14 protein-coding genes and 1 pseudogene are annotated in these 18,590 nt (G+C 68.9%); 7 read left to right on the top strand and 8 right to left on the bottom strand.

Features of this window, described 5'->3' with window-relative positions:
* Nucleotides 1-60: 60 nt before the first annotated feature.
* The 8 genes and pseudogenes from FB464_RS10815 to FB464_RS10850 form a co-directional block, all read right to left on the bottom strand.
* Nucleotides 61-804, bottom strand: a pseudogene (locus tag FB464_RS10815) (ABC transporter ATP-binding protein); the annotation flags it as partial.
* Nucleotides 804-1,748, bottom strand: a complete 945-nt coding sequence (locus tag FB464_RS10820; RefSeq protein ID WP_116413852.1) for an ABC transporter permease — start codon at nucleotides 1,746-1,748, stop codon at nucleotides 804-806. The pseudogene FB464_RS10815 and the gene FB464_RS10820, both read right to left, overlap by 1 nt.
* 67 nt (nucleotides 1,749-1,815) lie before the next feature.
* Nucleotides 1,816-3,297, bottom strand: coding sequence for a glycosyltransferase (locus FB464_RS10825; RefSeq protein WP_116413851.1), 1,482 nt, complete (start codon nucleotides 3,295-3,297; stop codon nucleotides 1,816-1,818).
* Nucleotides 3,294-4,847: a glycosyltransferase gene (locus FB464_RS10830; protein ID WP_116413850.1), complete on the bottom strand. Its 1,554-nt coding sequence runs from the start codon at nucleotides 4,845-4,847 to the stop codon at nucleotides 3,294-3,296. Before FB464_RS10830 ends, FB464_RS10825 begins: the two co-directional genes overlap by 4 nt.
* Nucleotides 4,844-5,113, bottom strand: a complete 270-nt coding sequence (locus FB464_RS10835; RefSeq protein ID WP_116413849.1) for a hypothetical protein — start codon at nucleotides 5,111-5,113, stop codon at nucleotides 4,844-4,846. Before FB464_RS10835 ends, FB464_RS10830 begins: the two co-directional genes overlap by 4 nt.
* 62 nt (nucleotides 5,114-5,175) lie before the next feature.
* A complete protein-coding gene (locus FB464_RS10840) occupies nucleotides 5,176-5,766 on the bottom strand; it encodes a GtrA family protein (protein ID WP_246093021.1) in 591 nt (196 codons plus the stop codon).
* Between the two features lie 10 nt (nucleotides 5,767-5,776).
* Nucleotides 5,777-7,543: a DUF4012 domain-containing protein gene (locus FB464_RS10845; RefSeq protein ID WP_116413848.1), complete on the bottom strand. Its 1,767-nt coding sequence runs from the start codon at nucleotides 7,541-7,543 to the stop codon at nucleotides 5,777-5,779.
* A 185-nt stretch (nucleotides 7,544-7,728) separates the two neighbouring features.
* Complete coding sequence (locus tag FB464_RS10850; protein ID WP_142206670.1) at nucleotides 7,729-9,651, bottom strand: glycosyltransferase; 1,923 nt, start codon at nucleotides 9,649-9,651, stop codon at nucleotides 7,729-7,731.
* A 75-nt stretch (nucleotides 9,652-9,726) separates the two neighbouring features.
* On the opposite strand from FB464_RS10850, the gene FB464_RS10855 reads away from it, so the two are divergent.
* Genes FB464_RS10855 through FB464_RS10885 form a run of 7 tightly spaced genes read left to right on the top strand, consistent with a single transcriptional unit; the run spans nucleotide 9,727 to nucleotide 18,571 of the window.
* A complete protein-coding gene (locus FB464_RS10855; protein ID WP_116413846.1) occupies nucleotides 9,727-10,713 on the top strand; it encodes a GDP-mannose 4,6-dehydratase in 987 nt (328 codons plus the stop codon).
* Nucleotides 10,714-10,719: 6 nt separating this feature from the next.
* Nucleotides 10,720-11,688 (top strand): GDP-mannose 4,6-dehydratase, encoded by a 969-nt coding sequence (locus FB464_RS10860; RefSeq protein ID WP_116413845.1) that lies wholly within the window; start codon nucleotides 10,720-10,722, stop codon nucleotides 11,686-11,688.
* Between the two features lie 59 nt (nucleotides 11,689-11,747).
* Entirely contained in the window at nucleotides 11,748-12,941 is a 1,194-nt protein-coding gene (locus FB464_RS10865; RefSeq protein WP_116413844.1) for a glycosyltransferase family 4 protein, read from the top strand.
* Nucleotides 12,942-13,799: a glycosyltransferase family 2 protein gene (locus FB464_RS10870; RefSeq protein ID WP_211327301.1), complete on the top strand. Its 858-nt coding sequence runs from the start codon at nucleotides 12,942-12,944 to the stop codon at nucleotides 13,797-13,799.
* Nucleotides 13,796-15,313 (top strand): hypothetical protein, encoded by a 1,518-nt coding sequence (locus FB464_RS10875; protein WP_116413843.1) that lies wholly within the window; start codon nucleotides 13,796-13,798, stop codon nucleotides 15,311-15,313. Before FB464_RS10870 ends, FB464_RS10875 begins: the two co-directional genes overlap by 4 nt.
* Before the next feature lie 25 nt (nucleotides 15,314-15,338).
* Complete coding sequence (locus tag FB464_RS10880) at nucleotides 15,339-17,114, top strand: glycosyltransferase (protein WP_170151862.1); 1,776 nt, start codon at nucleotides 15,339-15,341, stop codon at nucleotides 17,112-17,114.
* Nucleotides 17,111-18,571: a glycosyltransferase family 4 protein gene (locus FB464_RS10885; protein ID WP_116413841.1), complete on the top strand. Its 1,461-nt coding sequence runs from the start codon at nucleotides 17,111-17,113 to the stop codon at nucleotides 18,569-18,571. Before FB464_RS10880 ends, FB464_RS10885 begins: the two co-directional genes overlap by 4 nt.
* Nucleotides 18,572-18,590: the final 19 nt, after the last annotated feature.

Raw genomic sequence — 18,590 nt, forward strand, 5'->3', positions numbered from 1 at the left:
GCGGGTCAGAGGGCCCGGCAGCCCAGCCGACCGGCAGCCCAGCCGACCGGCAGCTCAGTGGTCGAACGACTCCCGCAGGGCGTGGATGCCCTCCGCTGCGGCCCCGTCGAACACCACGTTGCCGTGCGAGAGCACGACGACCCGGTCGCAGAGTTCCTCCACCTGCCCGGCGGAGTGGCTCACGAGGATGATCGTGCGTCCCTCCGTCTGGAACTCCTTGATCTTGTTCATGCACTTCTCCTGGAACGGCTCGTCGCCGACCGCCAGCACCTCGTCGACGAGCAGGATGTCCGGGTCGACGTGCACCGCGATCGCGAAGGCGAGCCGCACGTACATCCCGGAGGAGTAGAACTTCACCTGGGTGTCGATGAACTCCTCGATCTCGCTGAAGTCGACGATCGACTGGAAGTACTCGTCGGTCTGCTTGCGGCTGAGGCCGAGGATCGCGCTGTTCAGGTAGACGTTCTCCCGACCGGTCAGGTCGGGGTGGAAGCCCGCTCCGAGCTCCAGCAGGGCTGCGAGGCGACCGCGTCGCTCGACGGTCCCGGTGTTCGGCTGGATGATTCCCCCGAGCACCTTCAACAGCGTGCTCTTACCCGATCCGTTCGCCCCGACCAGGCCGATGGTCGTGCCGGCCGTGATGTCGAAAGACACGTCACGGAGCGCCCAGAAGTCGTCTTTGTGCTTCTGCGAGCGCCCGAAGTTGACGATCCGCTCCTTGAGCGACTTCTCCTTGCGGATGACGAACCGCTTCGACACGTTGGTGGCGCGCACGACGGTGGGGGAATTGGCGATGAGTGCCATCAGATCTCCTGGGCGAAGTTGCCCTGCAGGCGCGCGAAGATGCGCTGGGCGATGACGAGGACGATGAGGCCGATGACGGCGGCGGCGATCAGGCGGAAGTCCATGTACGACGGCCAGTCGACCGGCGGGATCGTTCGGTCGTCGATGACGCGGGTCTCACTGCCCGCCTTCCAGATGCCGCGCTGGAACGCGAGGATGCCGAGCGAGATCGGGTTCAGCAGGTACACCTCGAGCAGCCAGGTGTGGCTCTTGACGCTCGTGACGACCAGGGTCCACGAGTAGACGATCGGCGACGCCCAGAACAGCAGCAGCATCACGACCTCCACCAGGTACTGGATGTCGCGGAGGTACACGTTCAGCGCCGAGAGCAGGATGGCGAAGGCCATCCCCCAGATCAGCACGATCACGAAGGCCGCCGGAATGTAGAGCAGGTTCAGCGAGATCGGCACCTGGCCGAGCACGATCACGGCGAGGATCAGCACGACCATCTGCACGAGGAAGTTGAAGATCGCAGAGCCCGTGGCTGCGAGCGGGAAGATCTCCCGCGGCAGGTAGACCTTCTTGATGAGCCCGCCGTTGTTGACGATCGAGGAGGTACCGGAGGCGATGATCTCGCTGTACAGGCCCCAGAGCGTGAGCCCGCTGAAGACGAAGATCGCGAAGTCCGGAACACCGCGGGAGGCTCCCAGCACGGTTCCGATGAACACGTAGTAGATCAGGAGCTGCACGAGCGGCTTGATCAGTGTCCAGAGGAAGCCCAGTGCCGAGTCCTTGTACCGGCCCTTCAGCTCGCGCCGGATCAGGAGGTCGAGCAGTTCCCGGTGGGAGAAGATCTCCTTGACGGCAACGAAGAAGCCGCCGACATTAGTGGGAGACGCGCTCACCGTGCTCTCGAAAGGAAGCTCGGCCAGCCGAGCGGCTCTCGCCTCAGCAACGGTCGCCATACATCTCCTCAAATACAGGGGACACCTTGCATCCCACCGGTAGATACTACGCGGTCAGTGCTGGACGTCAGCCGTTCTGCGGCGCGACCGTCAGAGCAGTCGGTTCGCCGAAGTACGACCAGAGTTCGTCGGCGTACTCCGCCCAGCCGCGGAGCGGAAGCTCCCGGGCTTCGGCGGCCAGCCGCGCGTGCAGCGCATCGTCGACGAGGCCGGCGCGGATTCCGCGGAGCACGTCGTCGTCGTCACGAGGATCGACGAAGATCGCTCCTCCCCCGCCGGCGATCTCCTTCATGCTGCCGAACCCGGAGGTGACGACCGGCGTGCCGGCCGAGAGGGACTCCCCGACCGGTAGCCCGAAGCCCTCGTTGAGGGAGGGGAAGACGGTGAGGCGGGCGAGGCGGTAGGCGCTCCAGAGCAGCGGATCCGAGATCGCCGAGATCGCCCGGACCGGGCGCCCGGCCTCCTGGAGCCTGGCCAGCTCGGCTTTGAACTCGTCGCCGTGCCAGCCGTTCCCGCCGATGAAGACCAGTTGGAAGCCGACATCCTCCTGCCAGAGCCTCTCGGCGGCGTAGAGCACGGCGAGGTGGTTCTTCCGCGGTTCGTGGCTGCCGACGACCACGACCAGCGGAGCGTCGCCGCGGAGCAGCTCAGCGCGCGCGAGCGCGAAGTCGTCGGCCGCGACATCCTCGGCCACACTCGGCAGCAGCAGCGAATCGATCACGGGGCCCCGGAGGCCCGCCCCGCTCAGCATGCGGCGCCAGCCCCGGTACTCGATCGCCGCGGCCTCCGAGATGGTCGAGAGGCGGTCGAAGTGCGCGATGGCGGCGAGGTTCTTCGCGAACGCGGCGGACATGCCGTCGCCGACGGTCTCCGACGAGGTCAGGGGCACGCAGTCGAAGCCGATCGCGCGGGTCGCATTGCCCGAGAACTCGGCGAGGCACGAGATGCGGGAGGTGCGATCGTTCTCGATGGCGAGTTCCGGCAGGATGTACGTGCTCTCGAACGGGATGGTCAGCACCCGGTTCCGCACGTGCGGGATGTTCGGAACGGAGCCGTACAGCGCGTTCTGCCGCTCCGGCGCCGACAGCGTGCGGAGCCCGAGGAAGCGTGCGTCCCAGCCGACCAGTTCGATGTCGTGCCGGGCCGACCATTCCACAATCGTCTGTCGCACGACGCGCTGGATGCCCGTGGCGAGCCCGGTGCGTGCCGTGTGGTGCACGTCGACCAGCACCTTCTGCCGGGCGATCCGAACCGTCACGTTGCGGTTCGGCGCGAAGGGTCGGCTGGCGCGGGCCACGACCGCGTCGAGGGCCTTCCGCACGCCGTCGAGGCGCGCCGCTCGGCGGAACTCCTCGAAGGCGGGCGCCTCGGGGAACTCGGCGAGCACCGTCGCCTGGGCGAGCCAGAGCCGGTCGGTGGCGGTGCCGAGCAACGGGGCAATCGCATCGAGCGACTGCGCGACCGTCACCTTCTCCCCCGAGGGCGGCGCGGGCACGCCCAGCACGTCGGAGAGGGCGCGGAGCCGATCGAGGAGGGCGGATGTACTCATGGGGTTCTCTCCAGGGGCTCAGCGAGTTCATGCCAGAGTTCACCGGCGTAGTCGTCCCAGCTGCGGGGCACCCGGGCACGGGCTTCGGCGGCCAGTCGTTCGCGCTCTGCCGGATCGTCGAGCAGGCCCCTCAGGGCCCGGATGATCGCCCCGTCGTCGCGCGGGTCGACCGTGAGGCAGCCACCGCCGTCCGCGATCTGCTGCGTACTGCCGAAGTCCGAGGTGATGGAGGGCACCCCCATCGCGAGCGACTCCGCGACCGGCAGTCCGTAACCCTCGTGGGTCGACGGGAACAGTGTGACGTACGCGTCGCGGTACGACGCCGCCAGCACGTCGTCGCCGACGCCGCGGAGCACTTCGATCGGATACCCCGCCTTCGCCAGGCGGGAAGACTCAGCGTCGATGATGCGGCGGTAGTCCGGGCGGGCGCCGCCGATCATCCGGAGCCGGAAGCGTGCACCCTCCCGCCAGAGCGTCTCGGCGGCGAAGAGCACGGCGAGCAGGTTCTTCCGCGGCTCCTGGTTGCCGACGATGAGCACCAGGGGCGGCTCGGTGGAGCTCACTGCGACAGACTCCGTCGGAGCGGTGGCCGGGCCCTCCACCGCGAGGGTCACGCAGCCGACGTGCGGCCCGGTCACGCCCTGGGCAGAGACCGCGGCCACGTACCCGCTGAACTCGGCGGCGGCGGACGCGCTGATAGCCGCGATGCGTGTCGCATTCTTCACGATCGTGAGGTACTTCGCGAACTTCTCCGACTCCTGGTCGGCGATCAGGTCGGCACTCGCGATCGGAATGGTGTCGTAGCCGATCATCGCCACCCGGTTGCCGGAGAACTGGGCGAGCGCGGTGAGCTGGGTCCAGAGGCCCTGGTGGGCGACCTCGGGCAGGATCACGGTCGTGCCGAAGGGCACGATCAGGCGAGGGCGGGACGGGGTTTCGGGGCGGGCCTTCCGAGAGGGCGCCGCGCGCTTCTCGGCCTTGTAGGCGTTCCAGTCCACGACCCGGCGGCGCTCGAGGGCCGACAGCTCCCGGAACGCGTTGTCCCCGCTGCTCCAGCAGGCCAACCGCACGTCGTGCACACCGTTCCAGCGCGACATCGTCTCCCTGACGACCCGCTGGATGCCCGTGTTGTGGTCGAAGCGGGCGCAGAAGTCGACGTCGGCGACGGCCGACACGGTCTCGATGCTCAGGTCGGAGTCGAGGGAGTCGAGCCGTTTGCCCGAGCGGTGCACCGCGTCGAGCAGCGCGGCCAGGGCGAGCTGCGGCGGGTTGACCCCGAGGGCCCGGCGCGCCCGCAGCACGAGGTCGACCTCGGGGAACGAGGCCGTCAGCCCGACGAGGAGAAGCCAGAGGTGGTCGTCCCGGCGGGTGAGCTGCACCTGGCGCACCAGCGCGTCGGCGAGCACTCCCGAACCGCGGGCCCGCAGCGCCTCGATCGCGTCGTCGTCGGCCAGCAGGATGCGCCCGACGCTCACCAGCCGACTCCCGAGCGCGAGGCGCAGTCCCTCGGGTGCCCGCTCGGGGACGACGACGGGGAAGTCGTCGGTCACCGGTGCGAACTCCCGCCGCCACCGGCCGGCCGGCGCTTCAGCTGGACGCTCCGCACAGCGCGGAGCGGGCTTGTGACCTTCCAGGAGAGGGTCTGCTGCAGCGACGCCACGGCAACCGACTCGTACTGTTCGACGGAGAGCCAGCGGTCCAGTGCCCGGTTCCGGACGGTGTCGAGCTCAGCCTGGAGCCGGTCGCGTTCGCCCTCGAGCTCTGAGATGCGGGTCGCCTGGTCGTCGGCGCGGTTGTCGGCGATTTCTTCTGGCACCGCACAATCATAGGCCGCGGGCCGCAGTACTTCTTCGAACGCGGCGACTTCTCAGAACGCGGCTACTTCTTCGAACAGGTGTCGGTGGCAGCCTGGGAGTCGTCTTCGAAGATCGCCGCGGCTCCTGCCTCGGCCTGCGCCTCGGCACCGACGACCGTGCCGGAGCGGTGGTGCCCGAAGACCCAGTACCGGTAGAGCGCGAACCGGAAGAGGGTAGCCAGGCCCGTGCCGATGAACTGGCCGGAGATGTTGTCGGCCAGCAGCGAGGTGAAGCCGAGCACATAGTGCGAGACCCAGAGGCAGAGCAGGTTGATCAGCAGGCCCGACACCGCGACGACAGCGAACTCGAAGAGCTCCCGGATGTAGTTCTTGCGGCGGTGCTCCCGGAACGTCCAGTAGCGGTTGCCGAACCAGGTGACGATGGTCGCGACGGCCACGGCCGCCACCTTGGCGCCGATCGGGCCGGAGAGCAGGTGCGCCTCGCCGAGGCCGCCGACACGGAGCCAGTTGAAGATCGCGAAGTCGACGACGAAGCCGATGCCGCCGACGACACCGAACTTCAGCGCGTAGCGCAGCAGCTTGTCCCAGAAGGCGTGTGCCAGTCGCATGATGCCGCCCTGCGGAGCCTTCTGGGGAGAGGAGGACTCGGTCATTCTGGACATGTTACTTGCACCCGGGCGCATCGATGGCAGTGGCGGTCGTGTTGATCATCGGCGTCACCTGGAGGGCCGGAGGGCCGTAGGTACCGGCAGCGCCCGTGTAGGTGAAGGTGACCGTGTTGGTCTCGCCGGGGGCGAGGTCGACGACCGCGCGCCCGACCGGCCGGCCGAGATCCTCCGAGGAGGTGCGAGGAGAGCCTCCGACACTCGAGTCGCCGACCTGGGTGCCCGTGATCGTGGATCCGATGGGACCGTAGCCGTAGACCTCGGTGCTGAACTTCCGGCCCTTGAAGTTGACGCCCACGACGAAGGGTGCCAGCGTGTCGGCCTCCTCCTCGGTGATGGTCGAGTGCAGGGAGATGGTCTGGGTGAAGGTGGGATTGTTCGGATTCGAGCAGACGTCGGTCTGCAGGTTCACGCTGGTCTCGAGCCAGTAGTCGGTCTTCGACACCGAGACGTCTCGGAAGAAGGTGCCGGTGAGCGTCGATTTCGTGTTGTCGGTGGGCATCACTCCCGACAGCTTCGTGCCCTCCAGCAGCTTCGTCTCGTCGGCATTGGCGCTCCAGGCCATCAGGTCGCCGGAGTCGATGGCCTTGTTGACGGACTTGAGGAGCGCATCCGGTGCCGCAGACGTCGTCGTGACGCCCTTGAAGATCGAGGTCGCGGCATCCTTGAAGAAGGCATCCGTGCTCGCCTGGATCTGGCTCGGTTCGTAGCGCAGGTAGATGTCGTGCAACAGCAGCGAGACCGCGTTCTCCGCAGTGACCTGCTCCTTGGAGCCTTCGAGGGTCACTGGGCCCGTCGCCTGGAGCATGTCGGAGAGGGCGATGGGGTCGATCGACACCACACCGTCGACCGTTCCGCCCTTGTACTTCTCCCACCAGCCCTTGATCAGCGTGCCCGCCGTCGGGAAGTCGGGGCGGCTGGTGGACCAGTTGAGCGTCTGGTTGATGCCCTGGCCGTAGATGCCCAGCAGGTTCGCGTCGACGTCCATCACCGGCCCCTTGGTGGTCGGGAAGTCCTGGCTCGACGCCTGGTCCGTGATCGCGAACGCGCCGTTGTCGACGGTGAGCATCGAGAGGGAGGCCGGGCCGCCGCCGAGGCCCGTCGTCTCCGCGTTGTTCAGGAACGCGAGCACGTAGTGCCGGGGGCCGTTCATCCCGAGCATGCCCTCGACGGTGCCGAGCGTTCCCCGCACCGTGACGATCTGTTTCTGGGCCTTGCCGAGCGCTGACGTCAACGTCGTCTTGGCCGAGGAGATCTGGCCGATCGTGTCCGTCGTGTCGATCGACGCGAGGCTCGCGCTCGTGGCCGTGATCGCCGTGTCTGCGTTCTGCAGGGCGGTGTCGCCGTTCCGCAGCAGGTCGACGTTGAACTTCCCGTCGACGGGCTTCAGCGCGTCGGGCGTCAGGGTCTTGCCGAAGTCGACGATCGGCAGCAGGGCCTCCGTCGACAACTGGTCGAGCGAGTCGGTGAGCTGGCGCACAGCGGTGAGGTTCGGACCGAGCGTCGGCAGGTTCTCGGCCAGCTTGAACAGCGGGTCGTTGGTGTGCTCGCGGGCATCACTGACATCGGCGGCGAAGGAGTCCGCCGAGGCGGTCAGTGACGAGACATCCAGAGTCATCAGGTCGACGGAGGTGAGCTCGGTCTGCAGCGTGGCGACGGTGCCCTGGGCGCGCTCGAGGGCGTCCTTGGCCTGCACGGCCTGGTAGGCGACCCAGCCGCCGATGCAGGCGAGCGCGACGATCAGGCTGATCAGCACGATGAGCACGATGGCGACGACACGGCGACGCGTCGACCACCGCTTGCGGCGGCGACTGCGGCGCTCACCGTGGACGGAGGGCGTGGCAGAGGCGTTGATCGGGTACTCCTGGGTGTCTGTGCGGCAGGCGCAGGGTGTCCGTGCGACAGGCGCAGGGCGGCGGATGCATCACTGTAGCAAGCCGAACCGGAGAATCAGCCTCGAACGAGTTGCCGTTTCACGACTTTCCATGCCGCCTGGGAAGCCGGGCCGACCCCCATCTCGCGAGACCGCGCCACGAAGAACCGTGCCAGCGCGCCGACCTTCAGCACCTTGCGCGGGATCGAGCGTTCCCGCGCGCCGGCGGCGTTGATGTCGGCGCGGGCCGCACCGAACCAGCTCGCCAGCGCGAGTTGCGGCGCGGCGGCCGCGGCGCCTGCCAGACGTTCGGGTTCTGGATGCTGCGGGGCCTCCGTCGGGGCGGCGAGCAGCTCCTGCACCGGCTCGACGAGCTGGGTCCAGAGGTCGCCGGCGTAGTCGTCCCAGGTTCGGAACGCGCGTCCGAGCGCCTCCGCCTTCAGCCGGTCGTACAGTTCGTCGTCAGTGAGGAGCTGCTCCATCGCGTGCCGGATGGCCTCGTCGTCCCGGGCATCCACGGTCAGGCAGCCGCCGCCCTCGGCCATCTCCGCCAGGCTCCCGTGGTCGGAGGTGATCACCGGTACGCCGAGGGCCAGGGATTCGGCGACGGGCAGGCCGAATCCCTCGTGCAGCGAGGGGAAGACGGTGAAGCGCGCCTCGCGGTACGACTCCAGCAGAACGGTGTCGCTGGCACCCCGCAGCACCTCGATGCGGGCGCCGAGCCGCTGCACAGCTCTGATCTCCCGGTCGAACCGCGCAATGCCCGCCGCGGTACCACCGCCGATGAAACGCAGCCGGAACGGCACCCCATGCTCGGCGAGCCGGCCCGCGGCGAAGACGATCGGGCTGTGGTTCTTGCGGGGCTCCTGGCTGCCGACGACGAGGATGAGAGGCCCGTCGCCCCCGTCGCCGGGCGAGCGGGAGGGCTCCGTCACCTTCGCACTCGCCACGATGCCGCTCGCCACGATGCCGCTCGCGACGGCGCCCGGCGCGGCGGCGGTCGGCGGATTCATCGCGAGCGGAACGGCCACCACGCTCGGGCCGGGCACCCCCTGGGCCCTGACCGCGTCGACGAAGCCGCGGTACTCGGTCGCCGCCGACTCGCTCACCCCGGCGACCCGGCTGGAGTTCTTGACCACGGTGAGGAATCGCGCGAAGCGCTCGATCTCCCCGGCATCCTGGCTCTGGGCGCTGACGATGGGGATCGCGTCGTGGCCGACGACAGCCACGACGTTGCCCGACACTGCGGCGAGCGCGGCCAGCGGCGCGGCCGAGGCGACCTGGGCGACCTCGATCTCGACGACGACTGAGCGCACCGGAACCACCAGCACGTGGCGACGGGCCTCGTCGTCGTCGGTCTCCGCCGCCTGCAGCGCGACGCGCCCGGGCCCGTCGAGCGCTGAGTACCCGGCCCAGTCGATGACCCTGTCGACCTCGTGGCCGACGAGCCGCCGCATCCCGGTGCCGCGTTCGTTCCAGCAGACGAGGGTGAGCTCGTGCCCCGTGTTCCAGCGCGAGACGGTCTCCCGGAGCACCCGCTGCACACCGGTGTTGTGGTCGGATCGGCCGCTGAAGTCGGCGTCGATGACGACGGCCCCCTCCACCACCTCGATCACCGCGTCTGGAGTGGTGCTTCGCCGGATGACCGGGTCGAGGGCATCGAGCAGGGCCCGGAGCACGGCGAACGCGTCGTCACCGTCGGCGAGTTCGAGCGCACGGCGCGCGGCGGCGTGCTCGTCGAGCGTCGGGAAGGTCGCGGCGAAGCCGACGATCGCCAGCCAGACATCGGCGTCTGAGCGGGATGTGCGCACCGCGACCGCGACAGCCGCCGCGAGCTCACCCGCGGTGCGGGTCCAGGCTGCACCTGCGCCCACTCCGGTACCCGTGCTGGCACCGAGACCCAGGAGGGGTGCGATCTGGAGGAGGCGCGCAGCCAGCGACGCGGTCAGCGTACCGACCGGCACGGACGGCCTGTCAGCCTCGGGGTCTGGGTTCACCATGGAATACTAGTGGAAGAGTCCCGGCCGCTAGTATGGGCTGTTGCAGACGCCCCCCGAACAGACAAACGAGGAAATATGCCCCGCGCTCTCATCACCGGAATCACCGGCCAGGACGGCCTCTATCTGGGAGAACTGCTCCTGTCGAAGGGGTACGAAGTATTCGGCCTCATCCGTGGGCAGAACAACCCGAAGAGAGCTCTCGTCGAGGCCACCCTTCCCGGTGTCAAGATCCTGACCGGTGACCTCACCGACCTGTCGAGCCTGATCCGAGCACTCGAGGCAGCGAAGCCCGACGAGTTCTACAACCTCGGCGCCATCTCGTTCGTCGCGTACTCGTGGGAGAACGCGAGCCTCACCACGGAGGTCACCGCGAAGGGTGTGCTGAACGCCCTCGAGGCCGTGCGCCTCTACTCGGGCGACGAGCCCGCGAAGGTGCGCTTCTACCAGGCCTCCTCGAGCGAGATGTTCGGCAAGGTGCAGCAGGTCCCGCAGGATGAGGACACTCTGCTCTGGCCGCGGTCGCCGTACGGCGTCGCGAAGGTCTTCGGCCACTACATGACCATCAACTACCGCGAGTCGTACGGCATGCACGCCTCCTCCGGTGTGCTGTTCAACCACGAGTCGCCCCGTCGGGGACCGGAGTTCGTCACCCGCAAGGTGTCGCAGGCCGTCGCCCGCATCTCGCTGGGACTGCAGGAGAACATCGTGCTCGGCAACCTCGACGCCCGTCGCGACTGGGGTTTCGCCGGCGACTACGTCGAGGCCATGTGGCTGATGCTGCAGCAGGAGGAGGCCGACGACTACGTCATCTCCACCGGTGAGACGCACTCCATCAAGGAGCTCCTCGAGAAGGCGTTCGCCGTCGTCGGCATCACCGACTGGGAGAAGTACGTCGTTCAGAACCCCGAATTCATGCGTCCCGCCGAGGTCGACCTGCTCATCGGGTCGAGCGCGAAGGCAGAGTCGAAGCTCGGTTGGAAGCCCAGGGTCGGCTTCGAGGAGCTCGTCACGATGATGGTCGAGAACGACGTCGTCGAGCAAAAAGCCCTCGCCGGGCTGTAGGCCGCAGTGCCCGTCGCGCTCGTCACCGGAATCTCTGGGCAGGACGGCTCGTACCTCGCCGAGTCCCTTCTCGCCGACGGGTACGAGGTGCACGGCCTCGTGCGGAACAACACAGAAGAGAACCTGAGGGCGCTCGGCTCCCCCGCTGGCCTGACGCTCCACACGGTCGACCTGCAGGCTCCGGATGCCCTCGAATCCGTCGTGCGTGCCGTGAGGCCCGACGAGCTCTATTCGCTCGCCGCGGTCTCCTCCGTCGCCGCCTCGTGGAACGACCCGGTCATGACGGGCGCGGTCAACGGGCAGGTCGTCGTGCGCCTGCTCGACGCCGCCTTCCGCCTGCAGGAGGAGCACGGGCATCCGGTGCGCGTGCTGCACGCGTCGAGCGCCGAGATCTTCGGGCAGGCCGAACAGACCCCGCAGGTCGAGACCACCGCGATCCGGCCCTCCTCCCCCTACGGAGCGTCGAAGGCCTACGCACACCTCTCGGTCGGCGTCTTCCGCGGCCGGGGCCTGCACGCCTCGAACACGGTGCTCTACAACCACGAGTCGCCGCGCCGCCCGGAGACCTTCGTGACCCGCAAGATCACGGCAGGCGTCGCCCGCATCAGCAGAGGCCTCCAGGACGGCCTCGAACTCGGCAACCTCGACGCCCGGCGCGACTGGGGCTGGGCGCCCGACTACGTGCGCGCCATGCGACTCGCGGTCGCCGCTCCCGAAGCCGGTGACTTCATCGTCGCCACCGGTGTCTCGCACACCATCTCCGATTTCCTCAGTGCCGCCTTCGGGCACGTCGGCATCACCGACTGGGAACACTTCGTCACGGTGAACCCGGCATTCGTCCGCCCGGTCGACCCCGCCGAACAGCTCGGCGACTCCTCGAAGGCCCGGCGTGAACTCGGCTGGGAGCCGACGGTCGACTTCGAGGCGCTGGTCGCCCGCATGGTCGAGCACGACCTCGGACTGCTCGCACGATGACTGCCGAGGCGAGCACTGCTGGGTGCATCCGTGACCGCTGAGCACCTGCGTGTGCCTTCATGACCGCTCGGCACCTGCGGGTGCTCTTTGACGCGACGGCCATCCCGGCCGACCGGGGGGGCGTGGGCCGCTACGTCGAGAACGTGGTGACGGAGCTCGTGCGCTCCGGAGTGCCGCTCGCCGTCGTCTGCCAGCCGCGGGACCGGGCGTTCTTCGAGGCGGCGGGGGTGACGCGCGTCGTCGAGATCGCGGGGTGGGGCAGCCGCGCATCCGGTCGCCTGCTCTGGGAGCAGCTCGTGCTGCCGGGCCTTGCGAGGCGAACGGGTGCCGACGTCATCCACTCCCCGCACTACACGTTCCCGCTCGTCACCCGGCGCGCGCGGGTCGTCACCGTGCACGACCTCACCTTCTTCAGCGCGCCCGAGGTGCACGGCCGGCTGAAGCGGAAATTCTTCCGCACCTGGATCCGCGCCACGCGGCTCGCCCGCGTCACCGTGGTGACGCCCAGCCGGACGACGGCCGAGGAGTACACGCGTGTGACCGGCGCCGATCCCGCCCGGGTGTTCGCAGCCCCGCTCGGCTACGACAGCGCCGTGTTCCGCCCGCCGACGAACGACGAGGTCGAGGCCTTCCGGGCGTCGCAGGAGCCCCTCCCGGCCGGCTGGATCGCGTTCCTCGGCACGCTCGAACCGCGGAAGAACGTTCCCGCCCTGGTGCGCGGGTACGCCGCGGCGATGGCCGAGCGTGCACCCGGAGCCCGCCCCGCCCTCCTCCTCTCGGGCGGCGCGGGCTGGGACGACGCCGTCGAGGGAACCGTCGCCGAAGCGGTCGCGGGCGGCGCCGACGTGCGGATGCTCGGCTACCTGCCCCTCGAACAGCTCCGTTCGCTGCTCGGCGGTTCGCTCCTCACGGCGTACCCGAGCCTCGGCGAAGGGTTCGGCCTGCCCGTGCTCGAAGCGATGGCGTGCGGATCGGCTGTGCTCACCAGCCGCAGGTTGTCGCTTCCCGAGGTGGGCGGCGACGCGGTCAGCTACACCGAGGTGGACTCGGCTAGCATTGCCTCTGCCCTCGGCCGCCTGCTCGACACCCCCGCCGAACGGTCACGGCTCGGCCTGGCCGGGCGATCGCGGGCCACGCGGTTCACCTGGGCGGCCTGTGCCCTGCACCACGTGGAGGCGTACACCGCCGCCCGGGGGGGCTCCGCGGCCACAGACTCCGCAGCCCGAGGCCCCCGCCCGACGAAAGGATCCTGAGTGCCCAGCACGACGACACTGGTGGTGGTGAGCTACTTCTCCCGCCACGACGTGGTCGCCTGCCTCCGCTCCGTGCCGGGCGCGAGCATCCAGCCACCCGAGGTTCTCGTCGTGAACAATGCGGCGACGGATGACCTGCAGGGCGTTCTCGAACCGTTCCCGAACACGACCCTGCTGGAGCCCGGCGCGAACCTCGGTTACGGCGGAGCGATCAACTATGCCGCTGAACGGCTGGGCCCGTCGACCGAGTGGATCCTGGTCACCAACCCCGACGTGGAGTACAGCGAAGGGTCGATCGACGAACTGCTCGCCGTCGCGAACGCCGACGACCGGATCGGGGTCGTCGGCCCGCGCATCACCAACGACGACGGCTCCATCTACCCCTCGGCCCGGGCGCTGCCCTCTCTCACCGTGGGCGCGGGGCATGCGGTCCTCCACACGGTGTGGCCCGCGAACCCGTGGTCGAAGCGGTACCTGCAGGCCGACCGCTCGAAGACTCCCGGCTCGCTCCCGCTCGCCTCGGGCTGGCTCTCGGGTGCGTGCCTGCTCGTGCGGCGGAGCGCGTTCGAACAGATCGGCGGGTTCGACGACCGCTTCTTCATGTACTTCGAGGACGTCGACCTCTGCGAACGACTGGGTGATGCCGGCTGGAAGGTGCTCTACGTGCCGAGCGCAAGCGTGCACCACGCCGGCGGCACATCGACCCGCGGTCACTCCGCGGCCATGCTGCGCGCCCACCACCGGAGCGCCTACCTCTACCTCGCGAAGCGGTACCACCAGTGGTACTACTTTCCCGTCCGCGCCGCGATCCGTGTCGGCCTCGCCGTGCGCACCGCCACTAGCCTGAGATCATCATGACCGAGCAGCTTGTAGCGCCCGTGGGGGGCCAGAACGTCACAGGGATCAGGGGCCGCCTCAGCCGACTGGCCCTCATCGACCTGAGGATCTCGACCATCGCCTTCTGGGCGCTGCTGGCGATCGGGCTGGCGCTCCGCATCGTGCTGCTCTTCACGAACAGCTACGTGCTCGACTCCGACAACTCGGTCGTCTTCCTGCTCTCGAAGCACATCTCCGAGGGCGAGATCACCTGGTTCTTCTGGGGCCAGACGTACGGCGGAACGCTGCTCGAACTCGCCGCCGGAGGTGCGATGGTGGTCTTCGGACCGCACGTGCAGGTGCTGGGGATCGTCGGGGCACTGTTCTTCGCGGTCGCCACGGTGCTGCTCCGGCAGATCGCCTCCCTCGCCTTCGGGCGGCCGGTCGTCGGCAATGTGGCGGGTGTGCTCTTCTGGTTCTCCGGCTACTGGATGGCGCGGGTCGGGTTCAGTGAACCCGGCTTCTACGGTCCGAGCCTCATGCTCGGGCTGCTGGTGATCTGGCTCGCCCTCCGCGGCGACCGGAAGAAGAGCTACCTGCAGTGGGCCCTGATCGGGCTCGCGACCGGTCTCGCCCTCTGGCAGTCGCCGATGGGTGTCGCGATCGCGGCCCCGGCCGTGCTGGTCGCCGTCATCCGCCAGTTCTCGCCCACCCGGTACCTCGTCGGGGCTGCCGCGGCGGTGCTCGGCGCGCTGCCCTGGCTGATTGTGTTCTTCACCAGCGACACCGCGGTGAAGCCGCAGCGGGACACCCCCATCGGGCTGGTGAACTTCGCGACCTTCTTCACCCGGGTGCTGCCGGGTGCCTTCTCGCTGAGCGAGACCGGCCCCCGTTACGCCACGGCGTTCGTCGCCCTCGCGCTGCTTGCCCTGCTCGTGGTGCTGGCCGTCGTTCGACGGAGCTGGTGGCTCGGAACACTGCTGGTGTCGACCGGTGCTGTCGTGATCGTCGTGGTGCTCGGAACCGGTGCCGTACTCGACCAGGACTCCCTGCGTTACGCGATCTTCGTGCTGCCTGCCCTCGCCGTGGCGATTGCCTGGATCGCCACACTGCTCCCCTTCACCGGGCTCGTCGCCATGGCGCTCGCGGTCGGTCTCAGCATCGGCCAGACCTACACTCTCTTCCCCCAGCTCCGCCTGACCGACAGCCCCACCTACATCATCGGCGACATCGACGAGCTCGGCGACTACCTCGAAGAGCAGGGCATCACGGCCGCCTACGCCGACTACTGGGTCTCGTACGCCGTCACCGCCGAGACCGGGGAACGCGTCAAGGCCGCCACGATCTCCGGGCCCCGCCGCTACGCGCCCTACGAGACGGATGCCGCGAACGCTCCCGTCGCGACGGTGATCGTTCTGCTGGACAATGAGAACGACAAGGCGCTGAACGGCAACCCCGACATGCCCCCGTCGACCCGCACCGTCGTGGCCGACTACGCCATCTACACCTACCAGCAGCCCTTCGATGCTTTCAGCTATGGTTGGCAACTGTTCTGAACAGCCTGAACCGGAGTCGAGTCCCATGAGCAACACCACCCCATCGCAGGGGGAGAGCCCCGTGCCTCCGTCAGTGCAGTACCCCACCGTCGACCAGATCGACACCTGGTTCGGCGGGCTCCACGTCGGCGCGGGACGCGACGCCCCCTCGGCCGAGGAGCTCCAGGCGAGCCTCAGCTGGCGGATCACCCAGCCGATCCGGGCCGTGCGGCTGCGCGAACGCCTGGCCCTGGTGAAGGCCGGCAAGCTCCCGCTCACCGGCACCAGCCGGGCATCGTCGACCTCGCTCGCGGCCGCCCGCCAGGCCCTCGACCAGCGTCTCCGGCAGGTGGCACCCCACCTCCTCGCTCCCTCTCCTGAGAAACCCCTCACCGACCTCAGCCTGGAACAGCTGCTCGGAACCCTGACGGCGGCCGTGCACGCTCGCGGGCTCGAGAGCGAACTCTGGCTGCTGATGATCGCCGTCAGCGGATGCTTCCCCGACCAGGCCCAGCTGTTCGCGCTGCGGCGGGACCTGCGAGGCGTCTCGGCCCGCGATGCCACCGCGCGCATCCTGCACCACTGCGGGGTCTGGACGGCCCGGCACCACAGCCACCTCCGCACAATCTCGGTCGTCTCCGACAAGCCCGTGGTCTTCACCGACTTCACCGCCCGTTACGGCTTCAACTCGGGCATCCAGCGCGTCACGCGCCAGACGCTCTCCCGCTGGCCGGACACGGACGGTTACACCCTCTGCGCCCTGACCCTCGACGGAACCGGCCTCCGCACTCTCGACGAGGTCGAACGCTCCCGGGTGCTCGAGTGGGCCGGCGACGACGACAGCAAGCGCGCCGACGAGGAACACGATGACGACGACCGCGAAGCGGTGCTCGTCGTCCCGTGGAACACGACGTTCTTCCTCCCCGAAGTGATCGTCGGTCGCGGCACCACCACCGTGACCGCCCTCGCCCGGTTCACCGCGAACCGCACGATCGCGCTCGGCTATGACGCGATCCCCGTCTCCGGGGCGCACTACGTCAGCCGCGGCCTGACCCAGCTGTTCGTCACCTACCTCTCGATGCTGAAGTACTTCGACGAGGTCGTGGCCATCTCGCAGTCCACCCATGACGAGTTCGAGGGCTTCAGCCAGGCCCTCGAGACGCAGGGGCTGCCGGGCCAGCAGGTCAGCACGGTCTCTCTGCCGATCGAGCACATCCCGGCGGAACCTCTCGCCGCAAGCGACGAGGAACTTCTCGAAGCGGCTGAAGACGTGGTGCCGATGGTGCTCTCCGTCGGGAGCAACGAGCCCCGCAAGAACCAGCTCGCCGTGATCTACGCCAGCGAGGTGCTCTGGCGCCGCGGCGCGGAGTTCAGCCTCGTCGTGCTCGGCGGGCGCGGCGACAAGTACTTCACGGACATCGCGGACGCCGTCGCGGCACTCGCCGCGAACGGCAGGCGGATCCAGATCCGCCGTGACGTCGACGAAGCCGACCTGGCCCGCGCCTACGACGAGGCCCGCTTCAGCGTGTTCATCTCGATCCAGGAGGGCTACGGACTTCCTGTCGCGGAGTCCCTCGCCGTCGGCACGCCGGTGATCACCACGAGCTACGGCAGCACCGCGGAGATCGCCGCCGGCGGTGGATGCCTCGTGGTCGACCCGCGGAACGACGACGAGATCGTGGAGGCCATGGGCAGGCTGCTCGGCGACGACGATCTGCTGGCCCGCCTCGAGAACGAGATCGCCGAACGCGACGACACCACCTGGGACGACTACGCCGCCGCAATCTGGACGATCGTCCAGGCGAAGGAGAACAGCCGATGAGCGACCTCGACATCTGGTCCGAGACGGTCCGCCGCCTGATCGGCAGCCTCGGCGCCGACGCCTCGGCAGCAACGACCCCCGAGGAACTCTCCGAGCTGCTCGCGACGACCTTCGGCAGTGACCTTGCCGACGACCGCCTCTGGCTGGTCTGGGCCTGTCTCCGGGGCGAGCTCCCCGTGGAGGACGACCTCATCCTGTTCCGCCGGAACGTGGTGCTGAACGGTGCAGCGCAGGCGATCCGCGATCTCGGCGGGCGCGCTGACGCCAGCATCTTCGGGCTCACCGCCACGGTCGAGATCGTCGACTCGCCGATCCTCGTCGACGTGCACAACACGGCGAGCACAGGCACGATGTCGGGCATCCAGCGCGTCGTCAGGGAGACCACGGGCCGCTGGGCCGCCGAACACGAGCTCACCTTCGTCGCCTGGTCGGACAACCGGTTCGCCCTCCGCCGCCTGACCGCGAAGGAGGAGTCCCGGATGCGCGGGACGGAGTACGACGAGTCGGAGAAGGCCAAGGCGATGCCCGCCCGGCTGGTCATTCCGAACGGCGGGCTGATGATCATCCCGGAGCTCGCCGCCGACTCCGAACGGGCCGACCGTTTTCTCGCGATGGGGCGCTACGCGAGCACCCGGGTCGCCTACATCGGGTACGACTGCGTGCCGCTCACCTCGGGAGAGACGGCCGCAGGCGCGATGGCCGGGCACTTTCCCCTGTACCTCGACGCGGTCGCGTACGCCGACCGCGTCGCGGCGATCTCGGAGTCCACCGCCCACGAGTTCGACGCCTGGAAACTCATGCTGCCCGCCTCCGGGCGCACGGGACCGGATGTACGGGCCGTCTTCCTGGCCGGGGACTCCGACGAGCCCTCAGAAGCTGCGCTTGCCGAGACGCGCGAAGAGATCGAGCTCGCCCCGGGCGAACCGCTCGTGCTCGCCGTCGGCAGCCACGAACCCCGCAAGAACCACCTCTCCGTGCTGCAGGTCGCCCGCCTGCTGTGGGAGGAGGGCAAGAAGTTCCGGCTCGTGATGATCGGCAGCGGTTCGTGGAACAGCGACCCGTTCGACAACCTCGCCGCGTCCCTGCAGGACCAGGGGCATCCCCTGGTCGTGCTCTCCGGGGCATCCGACCGGCTGCTGGCTGCCAGCTACCGGCTCGCAGCGGTCTCGATCTTCACGTCCTTCCACGAGGGCTTCGGCCTGCCGATCGTGGAGTCCCTCCGCGCCGGCACCCCCGTCATCTCCTCGAACGTCGGCAGCATGCTCGAACTTTCGAAGCGGTACGGCGGCGTCATCACGGTCGACCCGCACTCCGACGAGCAGCTCGAGGATGCCCTCCGCTCGGCCCTCGACGATCCCGCCGTGCTCGCCGCCAAGCGGGCCGAACTGGCGACGAACGACTACCGCAGCTGGGACGACTACTCCCGCGAGGTCTGGGAGTACTTCGTCGGCGCCTGATCCGGTCCGGCCCCGGCCG

The organism is Subtercola boreus (assembly GCF_006716115.1).
Classification (GTDB): Bacteria; Actinomycetota; Actinomycetes; order Actinomycetales; family Microbacteriaceae; genus Subtercola; species Subtercola boreus.

Excerpts from the sequence above, each read along its gene's own strand:
- FB464_RS10850 (WP_142206670.1), bottom strand. The coding sequence starts at position 9,651 with ATGGTGAACCCAGACCCCGAGGCTGACAGGCCGTCCGTGCCGGTCGGT.
- FB464_RS10875 (WP_116413843.1), top strand. The coding sequence starts at position 13,796 with ATGACCGAGCAGCTTGTAGCGCCCGTGGGGGGCCAGAACGTCACAGGG.
- FB464_RS10885 (WP_116413841.1), top strand. The coding sequence starts at position 17,111 with ATGAGCGACCTCGACATCTGGTCCGAGACGGTCCGCCGCCTGATCGGC.
- FB464_RS10840 (WP_246093021.1), bottom strand. The coding sequence starts at position 5,766 with ATGACCGAGTCCTCCTCTCCCCAGAAGGCTCCGCAGGGCGGCATCATG.
- FB464_RS10855 (WP_116413846.1), top strand. The coding sequence starts at position 9,727 with ATGCCCCGCGCTCTCATCACCGGAATCACCGGCCAGGACGGCCTCTAT.
- FB464_RS10865 (WP_116413844.1), top strand. The coding sequence starts at position 11,748 with ATGACCGCTCGGCACCTGCGGGTGCTCTTTGACGCGACGGCCATCCCG.
- FB464_RS10825 (WP_116413851.1), bottom strand. The coding sequence starts at position 3,297 with ATGAGTACATCCGCCCTCCTCGATCGGCTCCGCGCCCTCTCCGACGTG.
- FB464_RS10820 (WP_116413852.1), bottom strand. The coding sequence starts at position 1,748 with ATGGCGACCGTTGCTGAGGCGAGAGCCGCTCGGCTGGCCGAGCTTCCT.
- FB464_RS10880 (WP_170151862.1), top strand. The coding sequence starts at position 15,339 with ATGAGCAACACCACCCCATCGCAGGGGGAGAGCCCCGTGCCTCCGTCA.